Annotated in this window: 18 protein-coding genes; 14 read left to right on the forward strand and 4 right to left on the reverse strand. The window is 55.0% G+C overall.

All coding sequences use genetic code 11. The features are described from left to right. The first annotated feature begins 124 nt into the window (after positions 1-124). The 4 genes from qseE to glnB all read left to right on the forward strand — a co-directional run bounded on the left by qseE (position 125) and on the right by glnB (position 4042). Positions 125-1561: a two component system sensor histidine kinase QseE/GlrK gene (qseE, locus tag M8Q36_RS12560; protein ID WP_249881106.1), complete on the forward strand. Its 1437-nt coding sequence runs from the start codon at positions 125-127 to the stop codon at positions 1559-1561. Beyond that, on the forward strand, positions 1558-2295 hold the full coding sequence (qseG, locus tag M8Q36_RS12565) for a two-component system QseEF-associated lipoprotein QseG (protein WP_249881107.1): 738 nt from the start codon (positions 1558-1560) through the stop codon (positions 2293-2295). The genes qseE and qseG overlap by 4 nt, the downstream gene beginning before the upstream one ends. After that, positions 2292-3629, forward strand: coding sequence for a two-component system response regulator GlrR (gene glrR, locus M8Q36_RS12570; RefSeq protein ID WP_017459023.1), 1338 nt, complete (start codon positions 2292-2294; stop codon positions 3627-3629). Before qseG ends, glrR begins: the two co-directional genes overlap by 4 nt. Positions 3630-3703: 74 nt before the next feature. Next, positions 3704-4042 carry a nitrogen regulatory protein P-II gene (gene glnB, locus M8Q36_RS12575; protein WP_002438074.1) on the forward strand — a complete coding sequence of 113 codons (339 nt, stop codon included), beginning with the start codon at positions 3704-3706 and terminating at the stop codon, positions 4040-4042. A 37-nt stretch (positions 4043-4079) separates the two neighbouring features. Here the strand turns inward: glnB and hmpA are convergent, their stop codons facing one another. Next, the gene (gene hmpA / locus M8Q36_RS12580) at positions 4080-5270 is read right to left on the reverse strand and encodes an NO-inducible flavohemoprotein (protein WP_249881108.1); all 1191 of its coding nucleotides are present in this window, start codon (positions 5268-5270) and stop codon (positions 4080-4082) included. A 316-nt stretch (positions 5271-5586) separates the two neighbouring features. On the opposite strand from hmpA, the gene glyA reads away from it, so the two are divergent. After that, positions 5587-6840 (forward strand): serine hydroxymethyltransferase, encoded by a 1254-nt coding sequence (gene glyA, locus M8Q36_RS12585; RefSeq protein ID WP_131406444.1) that lies wholly within the window; start codon positions 5587-5589, stop codon positions 6838-6840. Positions 6841-6886: 46 nt separating this feature from the next. Here glyA and M8Q36_RS12590 read toward each other — a convergent pair whose 3' ends face one another. Further along, the gene (locus M8Q36_RS12590; RefSeq protein ID WP_249881109.1) at positions 6887-7756 is read right to left on the reverse strand and encodes a nickel/cobalt efflux protein RcnA; all 870 of its coding nucleotides are present in this window, start codon (positions 7754-7756) and stop codon (positions 6887-6889) included. Between the two features lie 143 nt (positions 7757-7899). Here M8Q36_RS12590 and rcnR point away from each other — a divergent pair, with 143 nt between their 5' ends. Then, a complete protein-coding gene (gene rcnR, locus M8Q36_RS12595) occupies positions 7900-8172 on the forward strand; it encodes a Ni(II)/Co(II)-binding transcriptional repressor RcnR (RefSeq protein ID WP_065370335.1) in 273 nt (90 codons plus the stop codon). A 127-nt stretch (positions 8173-8299) separates the two neighbouring features. Continuing rightward, positions 8300-9442: a 3-phenylpropionate MFS transporter gene (locus M8Q36_RS12600; RefSeq protein ID WP_249881110.1), complete on the forward strand. Its 1143-nt coding sequence runs from the start codon at positions 8300-8302 to the stop codon at positions 9440-9442. Here the strand turns inward: M8Q36_RS12600 and csiE are convergent. Further along, on the reverse strand, positions 9439-10716 hold the full coding sequence (gene csiE, locus M8Q36_RS12605; RefSeq protein ID WP_249881111.1) for a stationary phase inducible protein CsiE: 1278 nt from the start codon (positions 10714-10716) through the stop codon (positions 9439-9441). The two genes, M8Q36_RS12600 and csiE, sit on opposite strands and share 4 nt — an antisense overlap. Before the next feature lie 124 nt (positions 10717-10840). On the opposite strand from csiE, the gene M8Q36_RS12610 reads away from it, so the two are divergent. Both M8Q36_RS12610 and M8Q36_RS12615 read left to right on the forward strand, forming a co-directional pair. Then, a complete protein-coding gene (locus M8Q36_RS12610; protein ID WP_249881112.1) occupies positions 10841-11479 on the forward strand; it encodes a DUF1007 family protein in 639 nt (212 codons plus the stop codon). After that, entirely contained in the window at positions 11470-12450 is a 981-nt protein-coding gene (locus tag M8Q36_RS12615) for a nickel/cobalt transporter (protein ID WP_249881113.1), read from the forward strand. The genes M8Q36_RS12610 and M8Q36_RS12615 overlap by 10 nt, the downstream gene beginning before the upstream one ends. Before the next feature lie 42 nt (positions 12451-12492). Here M8Q36_RS12615 and suhB read toward each other — a convergent pair whose 3' ends face one another. Continuing rightward, positions 12493-13296 (reverse strand): inositol-1-monophosphatase, encoded by an 804-nt coding sequence (gene suhB / locus M8Q36_RS12620; RefSeq protein ID WP_200550140.1) that lies wholly within the window; start codon positions 13294-13296, stop codon positions 12493-12495. Positions 13297-13413: 117 nt separating this feature from the next. Between suhB and trmJ the strand changes: the two genes are divergently transcribed. The 5 genes from trmJ to iscA all read left to right on the forward strand — a co-directional run bounded on the left by trmJ (position 13414) and on the right by iscA (position 16911). Next, complete coding sequence (gene trmJ / locus M8Q36_RS12625) at positions 13414-14145, forward strand: tRNA (cytosine(32)/uridine(32)-2'-O)-methyltransferase TrmJ (RefSeq protein WP_249881114.1); 732 nt, start codon at positions 13414-13416, stop codon at positions 14143-14145. A gap of 189 nt (positions 14146-14334) precedes the next feature. Next, the gene (gene iscR / locus M8Q36_RS12630; protein WP_131406454.1) at positions 14335-14826 is read left to right on the forward strand and encodes a Fe-S cluster assembly transcriptional regulator IscR; all 492 of its coding nucleotides are present in this window, start codon (positions 14335-14337) and stop codon (positions 14824-14826) included. Positions 14827-14945: 119 nt separating this feature from the next. Continuing rightward, positions 14946-16160, forward strand: a complete 1215-nt coding sequence (gene iscS / locus M8Q36_RS12635; RefSeq protein WP_249881115.1) for a cysteine desulfurase — start codon at positions 14946-14948, stop codon at positions 16158-16160. A gap of 26 nt (positions 16161-16186) precedes the next feature. Continuing rightward, positions 16187-16570: a Fe-S cluster assembly scaffold IscU gene (gene iscU, locus M8Q36_RS12640; RefSeq protein ID WP_017459010.1), complete on the forward strand. Its 384-nt coding sequence runs from the start codon at positions 16187-16189 to the stop codon at positions 16568-16570. 17 nt (positions 16571-16587) lie between these two features. Beyond that, positions 16588-16911, forward strand: coding sequence for an iron-sulfur cluster assembly protein IscA (gene iscA / locus M8Q36_RS12645; RefSeq protein ID WP_017459009.1), 324 nt, complete (start codon positions 16588-16590; stop codon positions 16909-16911). Positions 16912-16948 lie beyond the last annotated feature (37 nt).

Genomic DNA, 16948 nt, shown 5'->3' on the forward strand with positions numbered 1-16948 from the left:
GCGAAACGTCGAGTTAGGCACCGCCTAATTTCATAACAAAGCCGGGTTAATACCCGGCTTTGTTGTTTCTGGCTTTTGGTAAATCAGTTAGCATCTCCATACCTTTTTTTGCGAGAGAAGTGCATTGAAACGCTGGCCTGTTTTCCCCCGCTCGCTTCGCCAACTGGTCATGATGGCGTTTTTGTTAATCCTGTTGCCGCTGCTGGTGTTAGCCTGGCAGGCGTGGCAAAGCCTGAACGCACTCAGTGCGCAGGCGTTGCAGACTAACCGCACAACGTTGATTGACGCGCGTCGCAGCGAAGCAATGACCAATGCCGCGCTGGAAATGGAGCGTAGCTACCGGCAGTACTGTGTGCTGGATGATGCCACCCTGGCGCGCGTGTATCAGAATCAGCGTAAGCGTTATAGCGAAATGCTTGACGCCCACGCGGGCGTGCTCCCTGACGATAAACTCTACCAGGCGTTGCGCCAGGATTTAAACTCGCTCGCCCAGTTGCAATGTAAAAATAGCGGCCCGTCTGCCGAGGCCTCTGCGCAGCTTGAAGCATTTGCCGCCGCCAATACCGAGATGGTGCAATCGACACGGGCGGTGGTCTTTTCCCGCGGGCAACAGCTTCAGCTGGAAATTGCCGAACGCGGCCAGTTTTTCGGCTGGCAGGCGCTGGTGCTGTTCCTGGTGAGCCTGGCGCTGGTCCTGCTGTTTACCCGCATGATCATCGGTCCGGTGAAGGGCATCGAGCGGATGATTAATCGCTTAGGCGAGGGGAGAACCCTGGGCCGTAGCGTTGTTTTTAAAGGCCCGCGCGAGCTGCGCTATGTCGGCGAACGGATCCTCTGGCTGAGCGAAAGGCTGGCCTGGCTCGAATCACAGCGCCATCAATTCTTACGCCATCTTTCCCACGAGCTAAAAACGCCGCTTGCCAGCATGCGCGAAGGCACCGAGCTGCTTGCCGATCAGGTTGTCGGACCGCTGACGGTGGAACAGAAAGAGGTGGTGGAGATCCTGGATGCCAGCAGCCGCAATCTGCAAAAACTGATTGAACAACTACTGGATTACAACCGCAAGCTGGCCGAAGGTTCGGTGGAGCTGGAAACTGTTGAACTCGCGCCACTGGTAGAAATGGTGATCTCTGCCCACAGTTTGCCGGCGCGAGCTAAAATGATGCATACCGATGTCGCCCTTGATGTGGCGACTTGCCAGGCCGAACCGATGTTGCTGATGAGCGTGCTGGATAATCTTTACTCCAACGCGGTGCACTATGGTGCTGAATCCGGTAACATTTCTCTGCACAGCTATATTGCCAACGCGCGGCTCTGTATCGAAGTGGCAAATACCGGTACGCCGATCCCTGAAACGGAGCGTGAAATGATCTTTGAACCGTTCTTTCAGGGGAGCCACCAGCGAAAAGGGGCGGTGAAAGGCAGCGGGTTAGGGCTAAGCATTGCCAGAGACTGCATTCGCCGTATGCAAGGCGAGCTGCATCTGGTGGCGAGCAGCAAAGCTGATGTCTGTTTCCGTATTGAGCTACCTCTCAATGCGCCGGAAAAATCCACTCAATGAATCTAAATCTGGTGAGTATGTCGCATGTTTTTTCCCGCGTGATTAACGCGGTTACACAGCAAAACGCCTGGCTTCGCGTGTTTCCTTGTCTGCTGCTGGCGGGGTGTGTTGCACAAAAACCGCAAAGCGCGATTCATGACCTCCAGGAAGAACGGCTCCCTGAACATCAACTGGCCGATTTCTTGTCCACAGATTGCGACGATATCTGGTCGCTGTCCGGGCAAAACGTCGATACCAACCCGCTTTACTGGCTGCGCGGTATGGACTGTGCGCAGCGTTTATCGCCCGCTGCCGCGCGTGCTGAAGCTCGTACCTGGTCTGACGATAACTGGCAGGCCACGTTCAGGCGCGGCATTTTGCTCTCTAACGCCAAAATTTCGCCGCTTGAGCGTCGTGAATACACCGAGCGGCTGGGCGCATTAAGCCCCACGATCCCTGCGCAGGTTCGCCCCCTGTTTGAGCTCTGGCGCGATGGTGAAAAAGCCCAGTTGCAACTGGCGGAAGAGCGCGCCCGTTACGCGAAGTTACAGCAATCGGCGGACAGCGAGCTCGATAGTCTGCGCCAGCAGCAACAATTCCTGCGTGAACAACTGGAAACGACGACACGCAAACTGGAAAACCTCACCGATATCGAACGGCGTCTTTCCACGCGTAATAAACCCGCCGCTACCGACCTGCCGGACAGTTCTCACCCGTCTAAAAGCGACGGCAATCAGGAGGATGTGAAACCATGACCAGCCGTAAACCTGCCCATCTGTTGCTGGTGGATGACGATCCGGGGCTGTTAAAACTGCTGGGGCTGCGCCTCACCAGCGAAGGCTATAGCATCGTTACGGCAGAAAGCGGACAGGAAGGGTTGCGCATTCTCGCGCGGGAAAAGGTCGATCTGGTGATAAGCGATCTGCGCATGGATGAGATGGACGGCATGCAATTGTTTGCCGAAATCCAGCGCGTACAGCCGGGCATGCCGGTGATTATCCTGACGGCGCACGGTTCGATTCCTGACGCGGTGGCCGCGACCCAGCAGGGCGTGTTCAGCTTTCTGACCAAACCGGTGGACAAAGACGCGCTGTACAAAGCGATTGACGATGCGCTGGAGCACAGCGGTTCGGCGATGGATGACCAGTGGCGTGAAACCATTGTCACCCGCAGCCCGGTGATGCTGCGTCTGCTGGAGCAGGCGCGGATGGTGGCGCAATCTGACGTGAGCGTGCTGATTAACGGCCAGAGCGGCACCGGGAAAGAGGTGCTCGCGCAGGCGATTCATAACGCCAGTCCGCGCAGCAAAAGTGCGTTTATCGCCATCAACTGCGGCGCGTTGCCGGAACAGTTACTGGAATCTGAGCTGTTCGGTCACGCACGTGGTGCGTTTACCGGCGCGGTCAGCAGTCGCGAGGGGCTGTTCCAGGCAGCAGAAGGCGGCACGCTGTTTCTGGATGAAATTGGTGATATGCCAATTCCGTTGCAGGTCAAACTGCTGCGCGTGTTGCAGGAGCGCAAAGTGCGCCCGCTTGGCAGTAACCGCGATATCGATATTAATGTGCGCATCATTTCAGCCACGCACCGTGATTTACCGAAAGCGATGGCGCGCGGCGAGTTTCGCGAAGATCTCTACTATCGGCTGAATGTGGTGAGCCTGAAGATCCCGGCGCTGGCTGAGCGTGCGGAAGATATTCCGCTGCTGGCCAATCATTTGCTGAAACAGTCGGCGGAGAGGCATAAACCGTTTGTTCGCGCCTTTTCCACTGATGCCATGAAGCGGTTGATGACCGCCGGCTGGCCTGGCAACGTGCGCCAGTTGGTTAACGTTATTGAACAGTGCGTTGCACTCACTTCATCGCCCGTGATCAGCGATGCGCTGGTGGAGCAGGCGCTGGAAGGGGAAAACACCGCGCTGCCGACCTTTGTTGAGGCGCGTAATCAGTTTGAACTGAACTACCTGCGCAAGCTGCTGCAAATCACCAAGGGTAATGTCACGCATGCCGCGCGCATGGCGGGGCGCAACCGCACCGAGTTTTACAAATTACTCTCCCGCCATGAGCTCGACGCCAACGACTTTAAAGAGTAATGGCGAAATGATTATGGTACTGTGAGCAACCGATTACGATGCAGCAGACTGGCAAGAGCGTGTAAGGAACGACCATGAAAAAGATTGATGCGATTATTAAACCTTTCAAACTGGATGACGTACGTGAAGCGCTGGCTGAAGTCGGCATCACCGGGATGACAGTAACGGAAGTGAAAGGTTTTGGTCGCCAGAAAGGCCACACTGAACTTTACCGTGGCGCGGAGTATATGGTGGATTTTCTGCCGAAGGTGAAGATTGAAATTGTCGTGACTGACGACATCGTTGATACCTGCGTGGACACCATTATCCGTACTGCCCAGACCGGTAAAATCGGCGACGGTAAGATCTTCGTCTTTGACGTCGCGCGCGTTGTACGTATCCGTACCGGCGAAGAAGACGACGCCGCAATCTGATATTTTTCCCTCACCCCGCAGGGTGAGGGTGCCTGTTTTACAAGACTTTATGCGGGCCAAAGCATTCGTAATGAATGCTCTCTTTGTTCACGCCAAGCGCGACCAGCTGTTGCGCGACAAACTGCATAAAACCGACCGGTCCGCAGAGATAAAACTGCATCGCCGGATCGCTGAACTTTCCTTCCAGCGCGCGTAAATCCATCAACCCTTCACTGTGATAGCGACCGCTATTCACCTCAGCCGCCGCAGGCTGTTGATACCAGATATGCTGGTAAAAATGGTTCAGCGACGCACCCAGTTTGCTCACTTCATCGGCAAAAGCATGCACCTCGCCATTCATCGCGGCGTGAAACCAGTTTACCTGCGCGGCATGTTGCGATTTTGAAAGGCTGTCGAGCATCGCCAGCATCGGTGTTTGACCGACACCCGCGGAGATCAGCGTGACCGGTGTGTTGCTTTGCACATCAATAAAGAAATCCCCGGCAGGCGCGGCAAGATGCACGATATCGCCCACTTTCGCACTGTTATGCAGCCAGTTAGAAACCTGCCCGCCCGCTTCGCGTTTTACCGCGATACGGTAGCTTTTGCCGTCAGGCTTGCGGGTCAGTGAATACTGGCGGATCTCCTGATGGGCGAAACCTTCAGGTTTCAGCCAGACCCCCAGATATTGCCCCGGCTGATATGCGGCGACCGGCTGACCGTCGACCGGTTCGAATTCAAAGCTGGTAATCAGTGCGCTCTGTGTTTTTTTCTCTACCAGGCGGAACGGGCGCGTGCCTTGCCAGCCGCCGACTTTTTCCGCATGTTCGCTGTAGATCTGCGCTTCACGGTTGATAAAGACACCCGCCAGTACGCCGTAGGCTTTTCCCCAGGCGTCTAACACCTCTTGCCCTGGGCTGAACATCTCGTCCAGCGTCGCCAGCAGGTGTGTGCCCACAATGTTGTACTGCTCCGGCTGGATCTGGAAGCTGGTGTGCTTCTGGGCGATTTTTTCAACCGCCGGCAGCAGCGCGGCAAGATTATCAATATTGCTGGCGTAAGCGGCAATGGCGTTGAACAACGCTTCACGCTGATCGCCGTTGCGCTGGTTGCTCATATTGAAAATCTCTTTCAGTTCCGGGTTGTGAGTGAACATCCGGTCGTAAAAATGGGCAGTGAGTTTTGGTCCAGTTGCCGCCAGCAGGGGAAGAGTGGATTTGACCGTAGCGATGGTTTGGGCGTCGAGCATGATTGCTTCCTTTTTTACAGATTATTTAAAGTTGTATTTTAAATGCATCTTATAGCGCGGCGACCTGGCTTGTAAAGAGCGGACAATGTAAAGGGATTTACATCGTGAATAAGTTGCATCACAAACCTGAAAAGAAATCCGCTTTAACAGGGAAGTGTCTTATCGCTCAAACCCTTGTCTGACGCGGAGCCAATCGTTTGCGTAAAAACCTTTGTCAAGACCTGTTATCAGAATATTAATCAGTTATACTGTGGGCCGTTCCCCAAATTTGGGCCCTCATTTAGAGTTGTTTTGTTAGCTGAGTCAGGAGATGCGGATGTTAAAGCGTGAAATGAACATTGCCGATTATGATGCCGAACTGTGGCAGGCTATGGAGCAGGAAAAAGTACGTCAGGAAGAACACATTGAACTGATCGCCTCCGAAAACTACACCAGCCCGCGTGTAATGCAGGCTCAGGGTTCTCAGCTGACGAACAAATACGCCGAAGGTTATCCGGGCAAACGCTACTACGGCGGTTGCGAATATGTGGATATCGTTGAGCAACTGGCGATTGATCGCGCGAAAGAACTGTTTGGCGCGGATTACGCTAACGTGCAGCCGCACTCCGGTTCACAGGCGAACTTCGCGGTCTACACCGCGCTGCTGCAACCGGGTGATACCGTTCTGGGTATGAACCTGGCGCAGGGCGGCCACCTGACTCACGGCTCCCCGGTTAACTTCTCTGGCAAACTGTACAACATCATCCCTTACGGTATTGATGAGTCCGGTAAAATTGACTACGAAGACATGGCGAAGCAGGCGAAAGAGCACAAACCGAAGATGATTATCGGTGGTTTCTCTGCTTACTCCGGCATCGTTGACTGGGCAAAAATGCGTGAAATCGCCGATAGCATCGGTGCTTACCTGTTCGTTGACATGGCACACGTTGCGGGTCTGATTGCCGCTGGCGTTTACCCGAACCCGGTTCCGCATGCGCACGTTGTGACCACCACCACCCACAAAACCCTGGCGGGTCCGCGCGGTGGCTTGATCCTGGCGAAAGGCGGTGACGAAGAGCTGTACAAAAAACTGAACTCCGCTGTTTTCCCAAGCGCGCAGGGTGGTCCGCTGATGCACGTTATCGCGGCAAAAGCGGTGGCACTGAAAGAAGCGATGGAGCCAGAGTTTAAAGTTTACCAGCAGCAGGTTGCCAAAAACGCCAAAGCGATGGTGGAAGTGTTCCTGAACCGTGGCTACAAAGTGGTATCCGGCGGGACTGAAAACCACCTGTTCCTGCTGGATCTGGTGGATAAAAACCTGACCGGTAAAGAAGCGGATGCCGCGCTGGGCCGTGCGAACATTACGGTGAACAAAAACAGCGTGCCGAACGATCCGAAGAGCCCGTTTGTCACTTCCGGTATTCGTATCGGTTCCCCGGCTGTGACCCGCCGCGGCTTCAAAGAAGCGGAAGTGAAGGAACTGGCGGGCTGGATGTGTGACGTGCTGGATAGCATCAATGACGAAGCCGTTATTGAGCGCACTAAACAGAAAGTTCTGGATATCTGCGCCCGCTTCCCGGTTTACGCATAAGTTTATTCAGCTTTGAAAAACCCGCTGCGGCGGGTTTTTTTACGCCTTATTGCAGTGCGTTATAACCGTGAATACCCATATAAATCCCGACGAGTGCGATAAGCGCGCTGGAGAAATAGGGGGCCTTACGCGCCAGCGTGTTAAAGCCGGACCAGCGTTTTGCCGCTTGCTGGACGCTGATTGCCGCGCCAACGCCAACCGCCACCAGTGTGAGTGCAAGCCCGATACTGAAAGAGATCACTAATGTTGCGCCCAGCGTGATGGCTTTTAACTGAATACAGATCAGCAAAATGGTGATCGCTGCCGGGCAGGGGATAAGCCCGCCGGTTAAACCGAATAGCAGGATCTGACCGTTAGTCACCTCGCCGCCGGTAAAACGCCGCTCAATATCCCGTGCATGTGCCCGCTCGTGCGCATCCTGATACTCCTCTTCTTTAGTCACTTTTCGCAGCGACAAGATTATTGGCTGCGCGGTGACACGAGTCGGTTGTACCGGCTGAAGCACCAGGCTTGGGGCACGGTGCGCGTGGCCGTGGTCATGTTCATGGTGATGATGATGCCCGGCGTGCCATGAACGTTCACCTTGCCAGGTGCGCAGAAACATCCACACCGCCGTAGCAAAAATGATCACCGCAGATACCATTTGCAGCCAGGGTTCAACGGCTTGTGCGGTGAACTGGTTGCTGAGATACATGCCCCCGAGCGCAATCAGCCACACCACCACCGTGTGCGATAGCGTGGCGGCAAGCCCCAGCATTACGGCTTGTTTGACTGTGCCTTTGATGGCGATGATAAATGCCGCCATCATGGTTTTAGAGTGCCCCGGTTCGAGGCCGTGCAGCGCGCCGAGCAGGATGGCGCTCGGAATAAAAAACCAGGCGTTCCCTTGCTGAAAAAGCGTGGTGAAGTCATTCATGAGAATAATTCTCGGTAAAAATTTGTGCGCTCAAATCTACTCCCCCCCAGTAGTAAATACTACCCTCCAGTAGAAATAAACTCCCCCCCAGTTGATGCATGGTATGCTAAGGTTCGTTTAAGCACGGTCGATTTGAGGTCTGTATGTCGCACACCATCCGGGACAAGAAAAAGCTAAAAGCGCGGGCGAGCAAAATAGAAGGGCAGGTTGGCGCGCTGAAAAAAATGCTCGATGAACCACATGAATGCGCCCAGGTTTTGCAACAAATCGCGGCGATCCGCGGCGCAGTAAACGGGTTAATGCGCGAAGTGATCAAAGGCCATCTGACCGATCATATCGTGCATGAGAACGACGAAATTAAGCGTGAAGCGGATCTGGATGTGGTGCTGAGCGTGCTGGATTCTTATATTCGCTAAGCAACGGCGAGCAACCTGGGGGCAGATATTCGCCTGCAAACGTTGGGTAAGCGCATGTGTTGCCTGATTGTTACTTGCCAGCCCTGCTATTTATCGCCAGACTATCGCCTCCATTCAGGAGGAAATCATGGTCTTGCAGTCCACGCGCTGGCTGGCGCTCGCTTATTTCACCTACTTTTTTAGCTACGGCATCTTTTTACCTTTCTGGAGCGTCTGGCTCAAAGGCGTGGGGCTGACCCCCGAAATCATCGGTATGTTGCTCGGCGCAGGTCTTGTCGCCCGCTTTCTTGGCAGCCTTTTCATCGCCCCGCGTGTGAGCGATCCTTCCCGCTTGATTACGGCTTTGCGCGTACTGGCGCTTGCCACATTGCTGTTTGCGCTGGCGTTTTATGCCGGAACGCATGTGGCGTGGCTGGCGGTCATTATCATCGGTTTCAACCTCTTCTTTTCACCGCTGGTGCCGCTCACCGATGCGCTGGCGGGCACCTGGCAAAAACAGTTCCCGATGGATTATGGCCGCGTGCGTCTGTGGGGATCGATTGCTTTTGTGATTGGTTCGGCGCTCACCGGCAAACTGGTGAGCCTGTTTGATTACCAGGCGATTCTGGCGCTGCTGACACTGGGCGCGGCATCCATGTTGCTCGGTATGTTGCTGCGTCCTTCCATTTTGCCGCAGGGTGAAAATCGCCAGCAGGAGGGCGCAGGCTGGCAGGCGTGGCGGGTATTGATTGCGCAGAACTGGCGTTTTCTCGCCTGCGTATCTCTGCTGCAGGGCGCACATGCGGCTTACTACGGCTTCAGCGCCATTTACTGGCAGTCGGCGGGGTACTCTGCTTCAACGGTCGGGTATCTGTGGTCGTTGGGCGTGGTGGCGGAAGTGGTGATTTTCGCGCTCAGTAACCGTCTGTTCCGCCGCTTCTGCGCACGCGATCTGCTGCTGCTTTCCGCCGTTTGCGGGCTGGTGCGCTGGAGCCTGATGGGCTGGACGACCGAGCTTCCGTGGCTGATTATTGCCCAGATCCTGCACTGCGGCACGTTTACCGTTTGCCATCTTGCCGCCATGCGCTATATCTCGGCGCGGCAGGGCAGCGAAGTCATCCGCTTACAAGCGGTCTATTCAGCGGTCGCGATGGGCGGCAGTATTGCGCTGATGACCATGATCGCCGGTTTCCTGTTTGAACATCTGCATCAGGGGCTGTTTTTTGTCATGGCCGTGCTGGCCATTCCGGCCCTGTTCCTGCGCCCGAACGTCGCTGTGCAGGCCCGCTAGCTTTCCAGCATGTCGCGGATATGCCGCTGCTGTTGCCCGCTCAGCGGACCGTCGGTGTGGATCAGCGGCGGAGAGAACAGCGGCAGCGGCGTAGTGTAAGGCGTGATAATCAATGTCACGTCTTTCGGTGCGCCGGCCTTACGAAATTCCGACAGTGGCAGATATTTAATACTGAGCGGCAGCAGCGTTAATTCGCGCAGTTGCTGCTCAATCTGCTGCTCGCGGGTACTGTCTTCGCCAGTAATCAACACCACCTGTTTCTCATGCATATCGCTGTCCTGCATCAGCCAGGCGCCGAAAATCACCGCCACCAGCCCCGCCTCTTCATCGCTGAAGCGCAAATCATACTCGTTTTCCAGCTCCTGCAAGGCATCGCGGGTGGTTCGCATCAGACGCGGGTAAAGCTGATTGATCTCTTCGGGCAGGCTGTTATCAATGCCAATACCAAACAAGCTGCGATCCAGCGCTTGGGCAATGTGAATATAGAGCTGGGCACTTAAACCCTGCTCATCGCTGAAACGCAGCCCCGCCAGAGCGTGAAAGCGGGCGATCATCCGGCGGATGGCTTTTTGCAGACGGCGATCCTGGTGTTGCTGGTCACGCAGCGGATCGGGCGTGCGCACCAGCATAAACAGCAGCGACAAAAACAGGTGCTCATTCTGCTGCGGAGAGTCGACAACGCGGCGCTGCCAGTGGCGCACAATCTCCTGCGCTACCTGATACTCGGCGCGCATTCGCGCCCACTCTTGCTGAACCGGGTTAAATTCCGGTGTATGTCCCTGATGATGTTGCAGTAAACAATATTGCAAATAGAGACGCAGAAACTGCATATCCCGGCATTCAAAGACGCGCTGCAGGCGGCGCGAACAGAGGTTAATCAACGCCAGCAGATTTGTATCGTCGTATAACGTTCGGGCAATGCCTTGCTGTTTAAGCGCGGTTTTTAACGCCGGGGTAAACTGTTGCGTGATAAATTGCGGGCACAGCCGCAGCGCACGGCGAAGCCAGTGCAACAGGCATAAACGTTGATCGAGCGGAGCGCCCTCAATCCGAAAGCCGCCGTTAGGATGGGGAACGATAGAGAGCCGGTGGTAGCGCTGAATTTCACTTTCCGTTTCAGCGATATCCCGGCGAGCCATGGCGTCGTCCACTCCATTCATAGCGCTGATATGTTCCATGGTGACGTGTTGCCCCGGCAAGGCGAGCATCAAAAGCACCTGGCAGCGGCGCTGCGGACTGGAGAGCGCAGATGGCGGTGTCATTACAGTTGTCATCTGTCAGATTCCAGTTGGGGTTTTTGATAAGCGTAGTTAAAGGTATGCTCAGCGATAGCGCAGCGGCAGCTCTTTCATTCAGGATTGCCGGGGAGCATCACAGAATTTTTCTCGTGAGGAATACATGCAAGCAGTTAAACAATGCGCCAGTGGCCTGTTTCTCGCGCTTTTATCGTTTTCAGCGACGGCGCATCCGCACAGTTTTATCCGCATGAAAACGCAAGTGTTGATCGACAACGGGCAGTTCACCGCTCTGAAAATGCGCTGGACGATGGATGAGATCACCTCAGCAGACCTGCTGTATGACGCGGGCAATGCAAAACCTGGCGATGAGATCTGGAAAAAACTGGCGGCAGAAGTGATGGCAAACGTGCTGGGTCAACACTATTTCACCGAAGTCTGGCACCACGGGCAGAAAGTGAAGTTTCTTAACCGACCCACGGAATATGGCATGGAACAGGTTGCGCACCAGGCGGTGCTGACGTTTATTTTGCCGCTCGCCGAACCGCAGGTGCTCAGCGGCCAGCGGTATACTTTTTCCACTTTCGATCCCACCTATTTTGTCGATATGAGTTACGCAAAAGCGAGCGACGCGGCATTGCCTGCCGCCGCACCGCAGGGCTGCAAACTGGCGGTACAAACGCCCAAACCGGGCGAAGAGGTGCTGAATTATGCTCAGTCGCTGGATAAAGCCGATGCGCCGGCGGAAGATATGGAACTCGGTAAACAATTTGCCCAGACGGTGACGCTGACATGTCCGTGATGGTGAGCGCTACGGCGCGAAAACGACGCTTATTGCACTGGTGGCCGCTGGTGCTTTTTATGCTGTGTGCGCTGGCCGCCGCGTTGTGGTTATGGCAGATCTGGCCGCAGGTGATGGTGAAAAGCGTTATCTGGCAGCGCGATGTGAATATGAAAATGAGCGGCTTACTGAAAGCGGTGGCAGAAAATCCGCGTCAGGCCGGTGGGGCGCTGCTGCTGTTTAGTTTTGTCTATGGCGTGCTGCATGCGCTTGGGCCGGGACATGGCAAAGTGGTGATCACCACCTGGCTTGCCACGCATCCGTCAAAACTGAAACCGGCGATTGGCTTAACGCTGGCCTCTTCTTTGTTGCAGGGGCTGGTGGCCATTGCGCTGGTGGTGGTTGTGCTGAGTATTCTGGCGCTGCCCGCGCGGCAGCTGCATTTAAGCGGTTACTGGCTGGAGAAGGGCAGTTATTTACTGGTAGGTGTGCTGGGAGTGCTTTTGTGCGGGCGAGCGTTGAAAAAGCTGCGCGCGCTTGTACAAACGCCGAAATTCCGCGCCTTTACGCCGCACCATGTGCATCACGAAGGGTGCGGTTGCGGTCATCAGCATTTACCCACGGCTTCGCAGTTGCAGAGCGGTGATGACTGGCGCGCACGGTTAATGATTATTTTGTCGATGGGGATGCGCCCCTGTTCCGGTGCGATCATGGTGCTGCTGTTCAGTAAAGTGATTGGCGTGTTTAGCTGGGGTGTGGCGTCCGCGCTGGCAATGGCGGTCGGAACGTCGCTGACCATCAGCTCGCTGGCGTTGCTGGTCCATGGTTTTCGCCAACTGGCAGTGAAATTAAGTGGGGATCGTGCGCCAGTATTGTGGCGACAGGTTGGCTGGACCACGCTGGCTCTGGCCGGTGGCGTGTTGTTAATTAGCGCGTCGGTAATAATGTGGGTCAGTGCGTTACCGCCGGGCGGCGGATTACGACCGTTTTGATAGCACCCGGTGGTGGCAAACCTCCACCGGGCACAGCCAGACTTAGCGTTTCAGCGCGTCGCTCAGCTCTTCACGCATATTCGCCAGCATCGCTTTAACTACGCGCGGGTTACCCGCCACGATGTTGCCGGTCATCATATAGTTGTGACCGCCGGTGAAATCGCATACCAGACCGCCAGCTTCACGCACCAGCAGTTCACCGGCGGCGAAATCCCACGGTTTCAGCGCGATTTCGAAGAAACCATCCACGCGGCCAGCGGCAACATAGGCCAGATCCAGCGCAGCGGAACCAGTGCGGCGGAAGTCAGCGCATTCGGTGAACAGTTTGCCGACGATATTGATGTAGGTGGTGGCGTGTTGTTTGGCTTTGAACGGGAAGCCGGTCGCCAGAATGGTGCCATCCAGATCGCGAGCCGTGCTGCCGCGCAGACGGTAGCCGTTCAGCTGTGCGCCCTGACCGCGAGTGGCGGTGAACAGTTCGTTACGCATGGGATCGTAAACCACCGCGACTTCTGTGCGGCCTTTGATTCGTACGGCGATGGATACCGCGAAGTGCGGCAGGCGTTTAACAAAGTTGGTGGTGCCATCCAGCGGATCGATAACCCATTGCACATCCTGGTCAGCGCCTTCGTGCTCACCACTCTCTTCGGTGATGATGGTGTGTTGCGGGTAAGATTTGCGGATTGTTTCGATAATCAGCGCTTCGGCTGCTTTATCAATGTTGGTCACGAAATCATTGCTGCCTTTCTGGCTGGTTTCTACGGTGTCCGGAGTTTCGTAGTTTTTGGCAATTAAATTACCCGCCTTGCGCGCAGCACGCACGGCGATGTTCAGCATCGGATGCATCGGTCTCTCTCACTGGATGTTAAAGAACGGAAAACGGCGCATATCATAGCAGCGAATTCGGATTATGTCTTTGCTTTATGATAATATGCGCGAATATTCTTTAGCCGTTGAAAATCTATGCTGCAAAATATTCGAATCGTACTGGTGGAAACCTCCCACACCGGCAACATGGGCTCTGTTGCTCGTGCAATGAAAACAATGGGTTTAACAAATCTCTGGCTGGTGAACCCGCTGGTAAAACCGGATTCACAAGCTATCGCGCTGGCCGCAGGTGCCAGCGATGTGATTGGCAATGCGCAAATCGTCGACACGCTGGATGAAGCGCTCACCGGTTGCAGCCTGGTTGTTGGCACCAGCGCGCGTTCCCGCACGCTGCCTTGGCCGATGCTCGATCCGCGTGAATGCGGGCTGAAAAGCGTTGCCGAAGCGCAACACGCGCCCATCGCGCTGGTATTTGGTCGCGAACGTGTTGGCCTCACCAATGATGAGCTGCAAAAGTGCCACTACCACGTGGCGATTGCCGCTAACCCGGAATACAGCTCGCTGAACCTGGCGATGGCGGTGCAGGTTATTGCTTATGAAGTGCGCATGGCCTGGCTGGCAGCGCAAGAGAGCACGGCTCCGGCGGTTGAGCATGAAGAGACGCCGTACCCGCTGGTCGACGATCTGGAGCGTTTTTACGGGCATCTGGAGCAAACGTTGCTGGCAACCGGTTTTATTCGTGAAAACCACCCCGGCCAGGTGATGAACAAACTGCGCCGTCTGTTTACCCGCGCGCGCCCGGAAAGTCAGGAGCTTAATATCCTGCGCGGCATCCTGGCGTCGATCGAACAGAAGCATAAAGAGTAATGCGCGAGGCCGGGAAATGGCCTTTTTTCGGCCTAACTCTATGAAAGCACTAAACGACAAATACCTGACTAAAACAGTCAACTAAATAGTTGACCAATTTAGTCGGGAATGTCAGACTTGCGTCTGCTATGCAACATTAACATATTAATAATACACCCCGGGCAGGGGCGAGTTTGAGGCTTGTAAGACATGAGACTGACATCTAAAGGGCGTTATGCCGTGACCGCAATGCTGGACGTTGCACTCAACTCCGAAGCGGGCCCGGTTCCGTTGGCTGATATTTCCGAGCGTCAGGGAATTTCCCTCTCCTACCTGGAGCAGTTGTTCTCCCGTCTGCGTAAAAATGGCTTAGTCGCCAGCGTACGTGGCCCGGGCGGCGGTTACCTGCTGGGTAAAGACGCAAATACCATTGCCGTTGGCGAAGTGATTAGCGCCGTTGACGAATCCGTAGACGCAACCCGCTGCCAGGGTAAAAGCGGCTGCCAGGGTGGTGATAAGTGCCTGACCCATGCGCTGTGGCGCGATCTGAGCGATCGTCTGACCGGTTTCTTAAACAACATCACGCTGGGCGAACTGGTAAACAACCAGGAAATCCTCGATGTGTCTGACCGTCAGCACAGTAACGAATCCCATCGCAACACCCGTGGCCAGGACGCTATCGACGTCAAACTGCGCGCATAATAAAAAAACAGAATTCAGAATCGGGCCAGGGCACACAACAGTGCCCTGTTAACGCGGTCGTACATCCAGCCGGTTGCCTGATTCCTTGCATTAGAGCGATGTACGGAGTTTAAAGAGCAATGAAATTACCGATTTATCTCGATTACTCCGCAACCACGCCGGTGGATCCGCGTGTTGCCGAGAAAATGATGCAGTTTCTGACCCTGGACGGGACCTTTGGTAACCCAGCTTCCCGTTCTCACCGTTTTGGCTGGCAAGCTGAAGAAGCGGTAGATATCGCCCGTAACCAGATTGCAGAACTGGTCGGTGCGGACCCGCGTGAAATCGTCTTCACTTCCGGTGCAACCGAATCCGATAACCTGGCGATCAAAGGTGCAGCCAACTTTTATCAGAAAAAAGGCAAGCACATTATCACCAGCAAAACCGAACACAAAGCCGTGCTGGACACCTGCCGTCAACTGGAGCGCGAAGGCTTCGAAGTGACCTATCTCGCCCCGCAGAGCAACGGCATTATCGACCTGAAAGAGCTGGAATCGGCGATGCGTGAAGACACCATCCTCGTTTCCATCATGCACGTGAACAACGAAATCGGCGTGGTACAGGATATCGCGGCAATCGGCGAAATGTGCCGTGCGCGCGGCATTATCTACCACGTTGACGCCACCCAGAGCGTGGGCAAACTGCCTATCGACCTGAGCCAGTTGAAAGTGGATCTGATGTCCTTCTCCGGCCATAAAATTTATGGGCCGAAAGGTATCGGTGCGCTCTACGTTCAGCGTAAACCGCGTGTGCGCATCGAAGCGCAGATGCACGGCGGCGGTCACGAGCGCGGCATGCGTTCCGGCACGTTGCCTGTTCACCAGATCGTCGGTATGGGCGAAGCGTACCGCATCGCGAAAGAAGAGATGGCGAGCGAAATGGAACGTCTGCGCGGACTGCGTAGCCGTCTGTGGAACGGCATCAACGACATTGAAGAAGTTTACCTGAACGGCGATCTCGAACATGGCGCACCGAACATCCTCAACGTCAGCTTTAACTACGTTGAAGGTGAGTCGCTGATCATGGCGCTGAAAGACCTGGCTGTATCCTCCGGCTCTGCCTGTACCTCTGCAAGCCTGGAACCGTCCTACGTGCTGCGCGCACTGGGCATGAATGATGAGCTGGCACACAGCTCGATCCGTTTCTCTTTAGGTCGTTTCACCACTGAAGAAGAAATTGACTACACCATCGCGCTGGTACGTAAATCCATCGGCCGTCTGCGTGAACTCTCTCCGCTGTGGGAAATGTTCAAACAGGGCGTGGATTTGACCACCATCGAATGGGCTCATCATTAATAGTTGCGCAAGCAGGAGAAGAAAAAATGGCTTATAGCGAAAAAGTAATCGATCACTACGAAAACCCGCGCAACGTTGGCTCGTTTGACAACGACGACACAGTTGGTAGCGGCATGGTTGGCGCACCGGCGTGCGGCGACGTGATGAAACTGCAGATCAAAGTTAACGATAAAGGCATTATCGAAGACGCGCGTTTTAAAACTTACGGTTGCGGCTCTGCAATCGCTTCCAGCTCGCTGGTCACCGAATGGGTGAAAGGCAAGTCACTGGACGAAGCGCAGGCGATTAAAAACACCGATATCGCCGAAGAGCTGGAACTGCCGCCGGTGAAAATTCACTGTTCTATCCTGGCGGAAGACGCGATTAAAGCCGCAATTGCGGATTACAAAAGTAAACAAGAAGCGAAATAAGGCGGGAGGTTGTTGTCATGTCCATTAGCCTGAGCGACAGTGCTGCCGCGCGAGTCAATACCTTCCTGGCCAACCGTGGTAAAGGGTTTGGTCTGCGCCTGGGGGTGAGAACCTCCGGCTGTTCTGGTATGGCTTATGTCCTTGAGTTTGTCGATGCGCCGAACGAAGAAGACACGGTGTTTGAAGACAAAGGCGTGAAGGTAGTGGTTGACGGCAAAAGCCTGCAATTCCTCGACGGTACTCAGCTGGACTTCGTCAAAGAAGGCCTGAACGAAGGGTTTAAGTTCACCAACCCGAACGTTAAAGACGAGTGCGGTTGCGGCGAAAGCTTCAACGTTTAATCGCCACCATCCGATGACCCCACCGCAGCGTCCTGCG

Source organism: Kosakonia sp. R1.Fl (assembly GCF_023516815.1).
Lineage (GTDB): Bacteria > Pseudomonadota > Gammaproteobacteria > Enterobacterales > Enterobacteriaceae > Kosakonia.

Coding starts and splice junctions, on each gene's coding strand:
- qseG (WP_249881107.1), top strand. CDS start 1,558: ATGAATCTAAATCTGGTGAGTATGTCGCATGTTTTTTCCCGCGTGATT.
- glrR (WP_017459023.1), top strand. CDS start 2,292: ATGACCAGCCGTAAACCTGCCCATCTGTTGCTGGTGGATGACGATCCG.
- glnB (WP_002438074.1), top strand. CDS start 3,704: ATGAAAAAGATTGATGCGATTATTAAACCTTTCAAACTGGATGACGTA.
- hmpA (WP_249881108.1), bottom strand. CDS start 5,270: ATGCTCGACGCCCAAACCATCGCTACGGTCAAATCCACTCTTCCCCTG.
- glyA (WP_131406444.1), top strand. CDS start 5,587: ATGTTAAAGCGTGAAATGAACATTGCCGATTATGATGCCGAACTGTGG.
- M8Q36_RS12590 (WP_249881109.1), bottom strand. CDS start 7,756: ATGAATGACTTCACCACGCTTTTTCAGCAAGGGAACGCCTGGTTTTTT.
- rcnR (WP_065370335.1), top strand. CDS start 7,900: ATGTCGCACACCATCCGGGACAAGAAAAAGCTAAAAGCGCGGGCGAGC.
- M8Q36_RS12600 (WP_249881110.1), top strand. CDS start 8,300: ATGGTCTTGCAGTCCACGCGCTGGCTGGCGCTCGCTTATTTCACCTAC.
- csiE (WP_249881111.1), bottom strand. CDS start 10,716: ATGACAACTGTAATGACACCGCCATCTGCGCTCTCCAGTCCGCAGCGC.
- M8Q36_RS12610 (WP_249881112.1), top strand. CDS start 10,841: ATGCAAGCAGTTAAACAATGCGCCAGTGGCCTGTTTCTCGCGCTTTTA.
- M8Q36_RS12615 (WP_249881113.1), top strand. CDS start 11,470: ATGTCCGTGATGGTGAGCGCTACGGCGCGAAAACGACGCTTATTGCAC.
- suhB (WP_200550140.1), bottom strand. CDS start 13,296: ATGCATCCGATGCTGAACATCGCCGTGCGTGCTGCGCGCAAGGCGGGT.
- trmJ (WP_249881114.1), top strand. CDS start 13,414: ATGCTGCAAAATATTCGAATCGTACTGGTGGAAACCTCCCACACCGGC.
- iscR (WP_131406454.1), top strand. CDS start 14,335: ATGAGACTGACATCTAAAGGGCGTTATGCCGTGACCGCAATGCTGGAC.
- iscS (WP_249881115.1), top strand. CDS start 14,946: ATGAAATTACCGATTTATCTCGATTACTCCGCAACCACGCCGGTGGAT.
- iscU (WP_017459010.1), top strand. CDS start 16,187: ATGGCTTATAGCGAAAAAGTAATCGATCACTACGAAAACCCGCGCAAC.
- iscA (WP_017459009.1), top strand. CDS start 16,588: ATGTCCATTAGCCTGAGCGACAGTGCTGCCGCGCGAGTCAATACCTTC.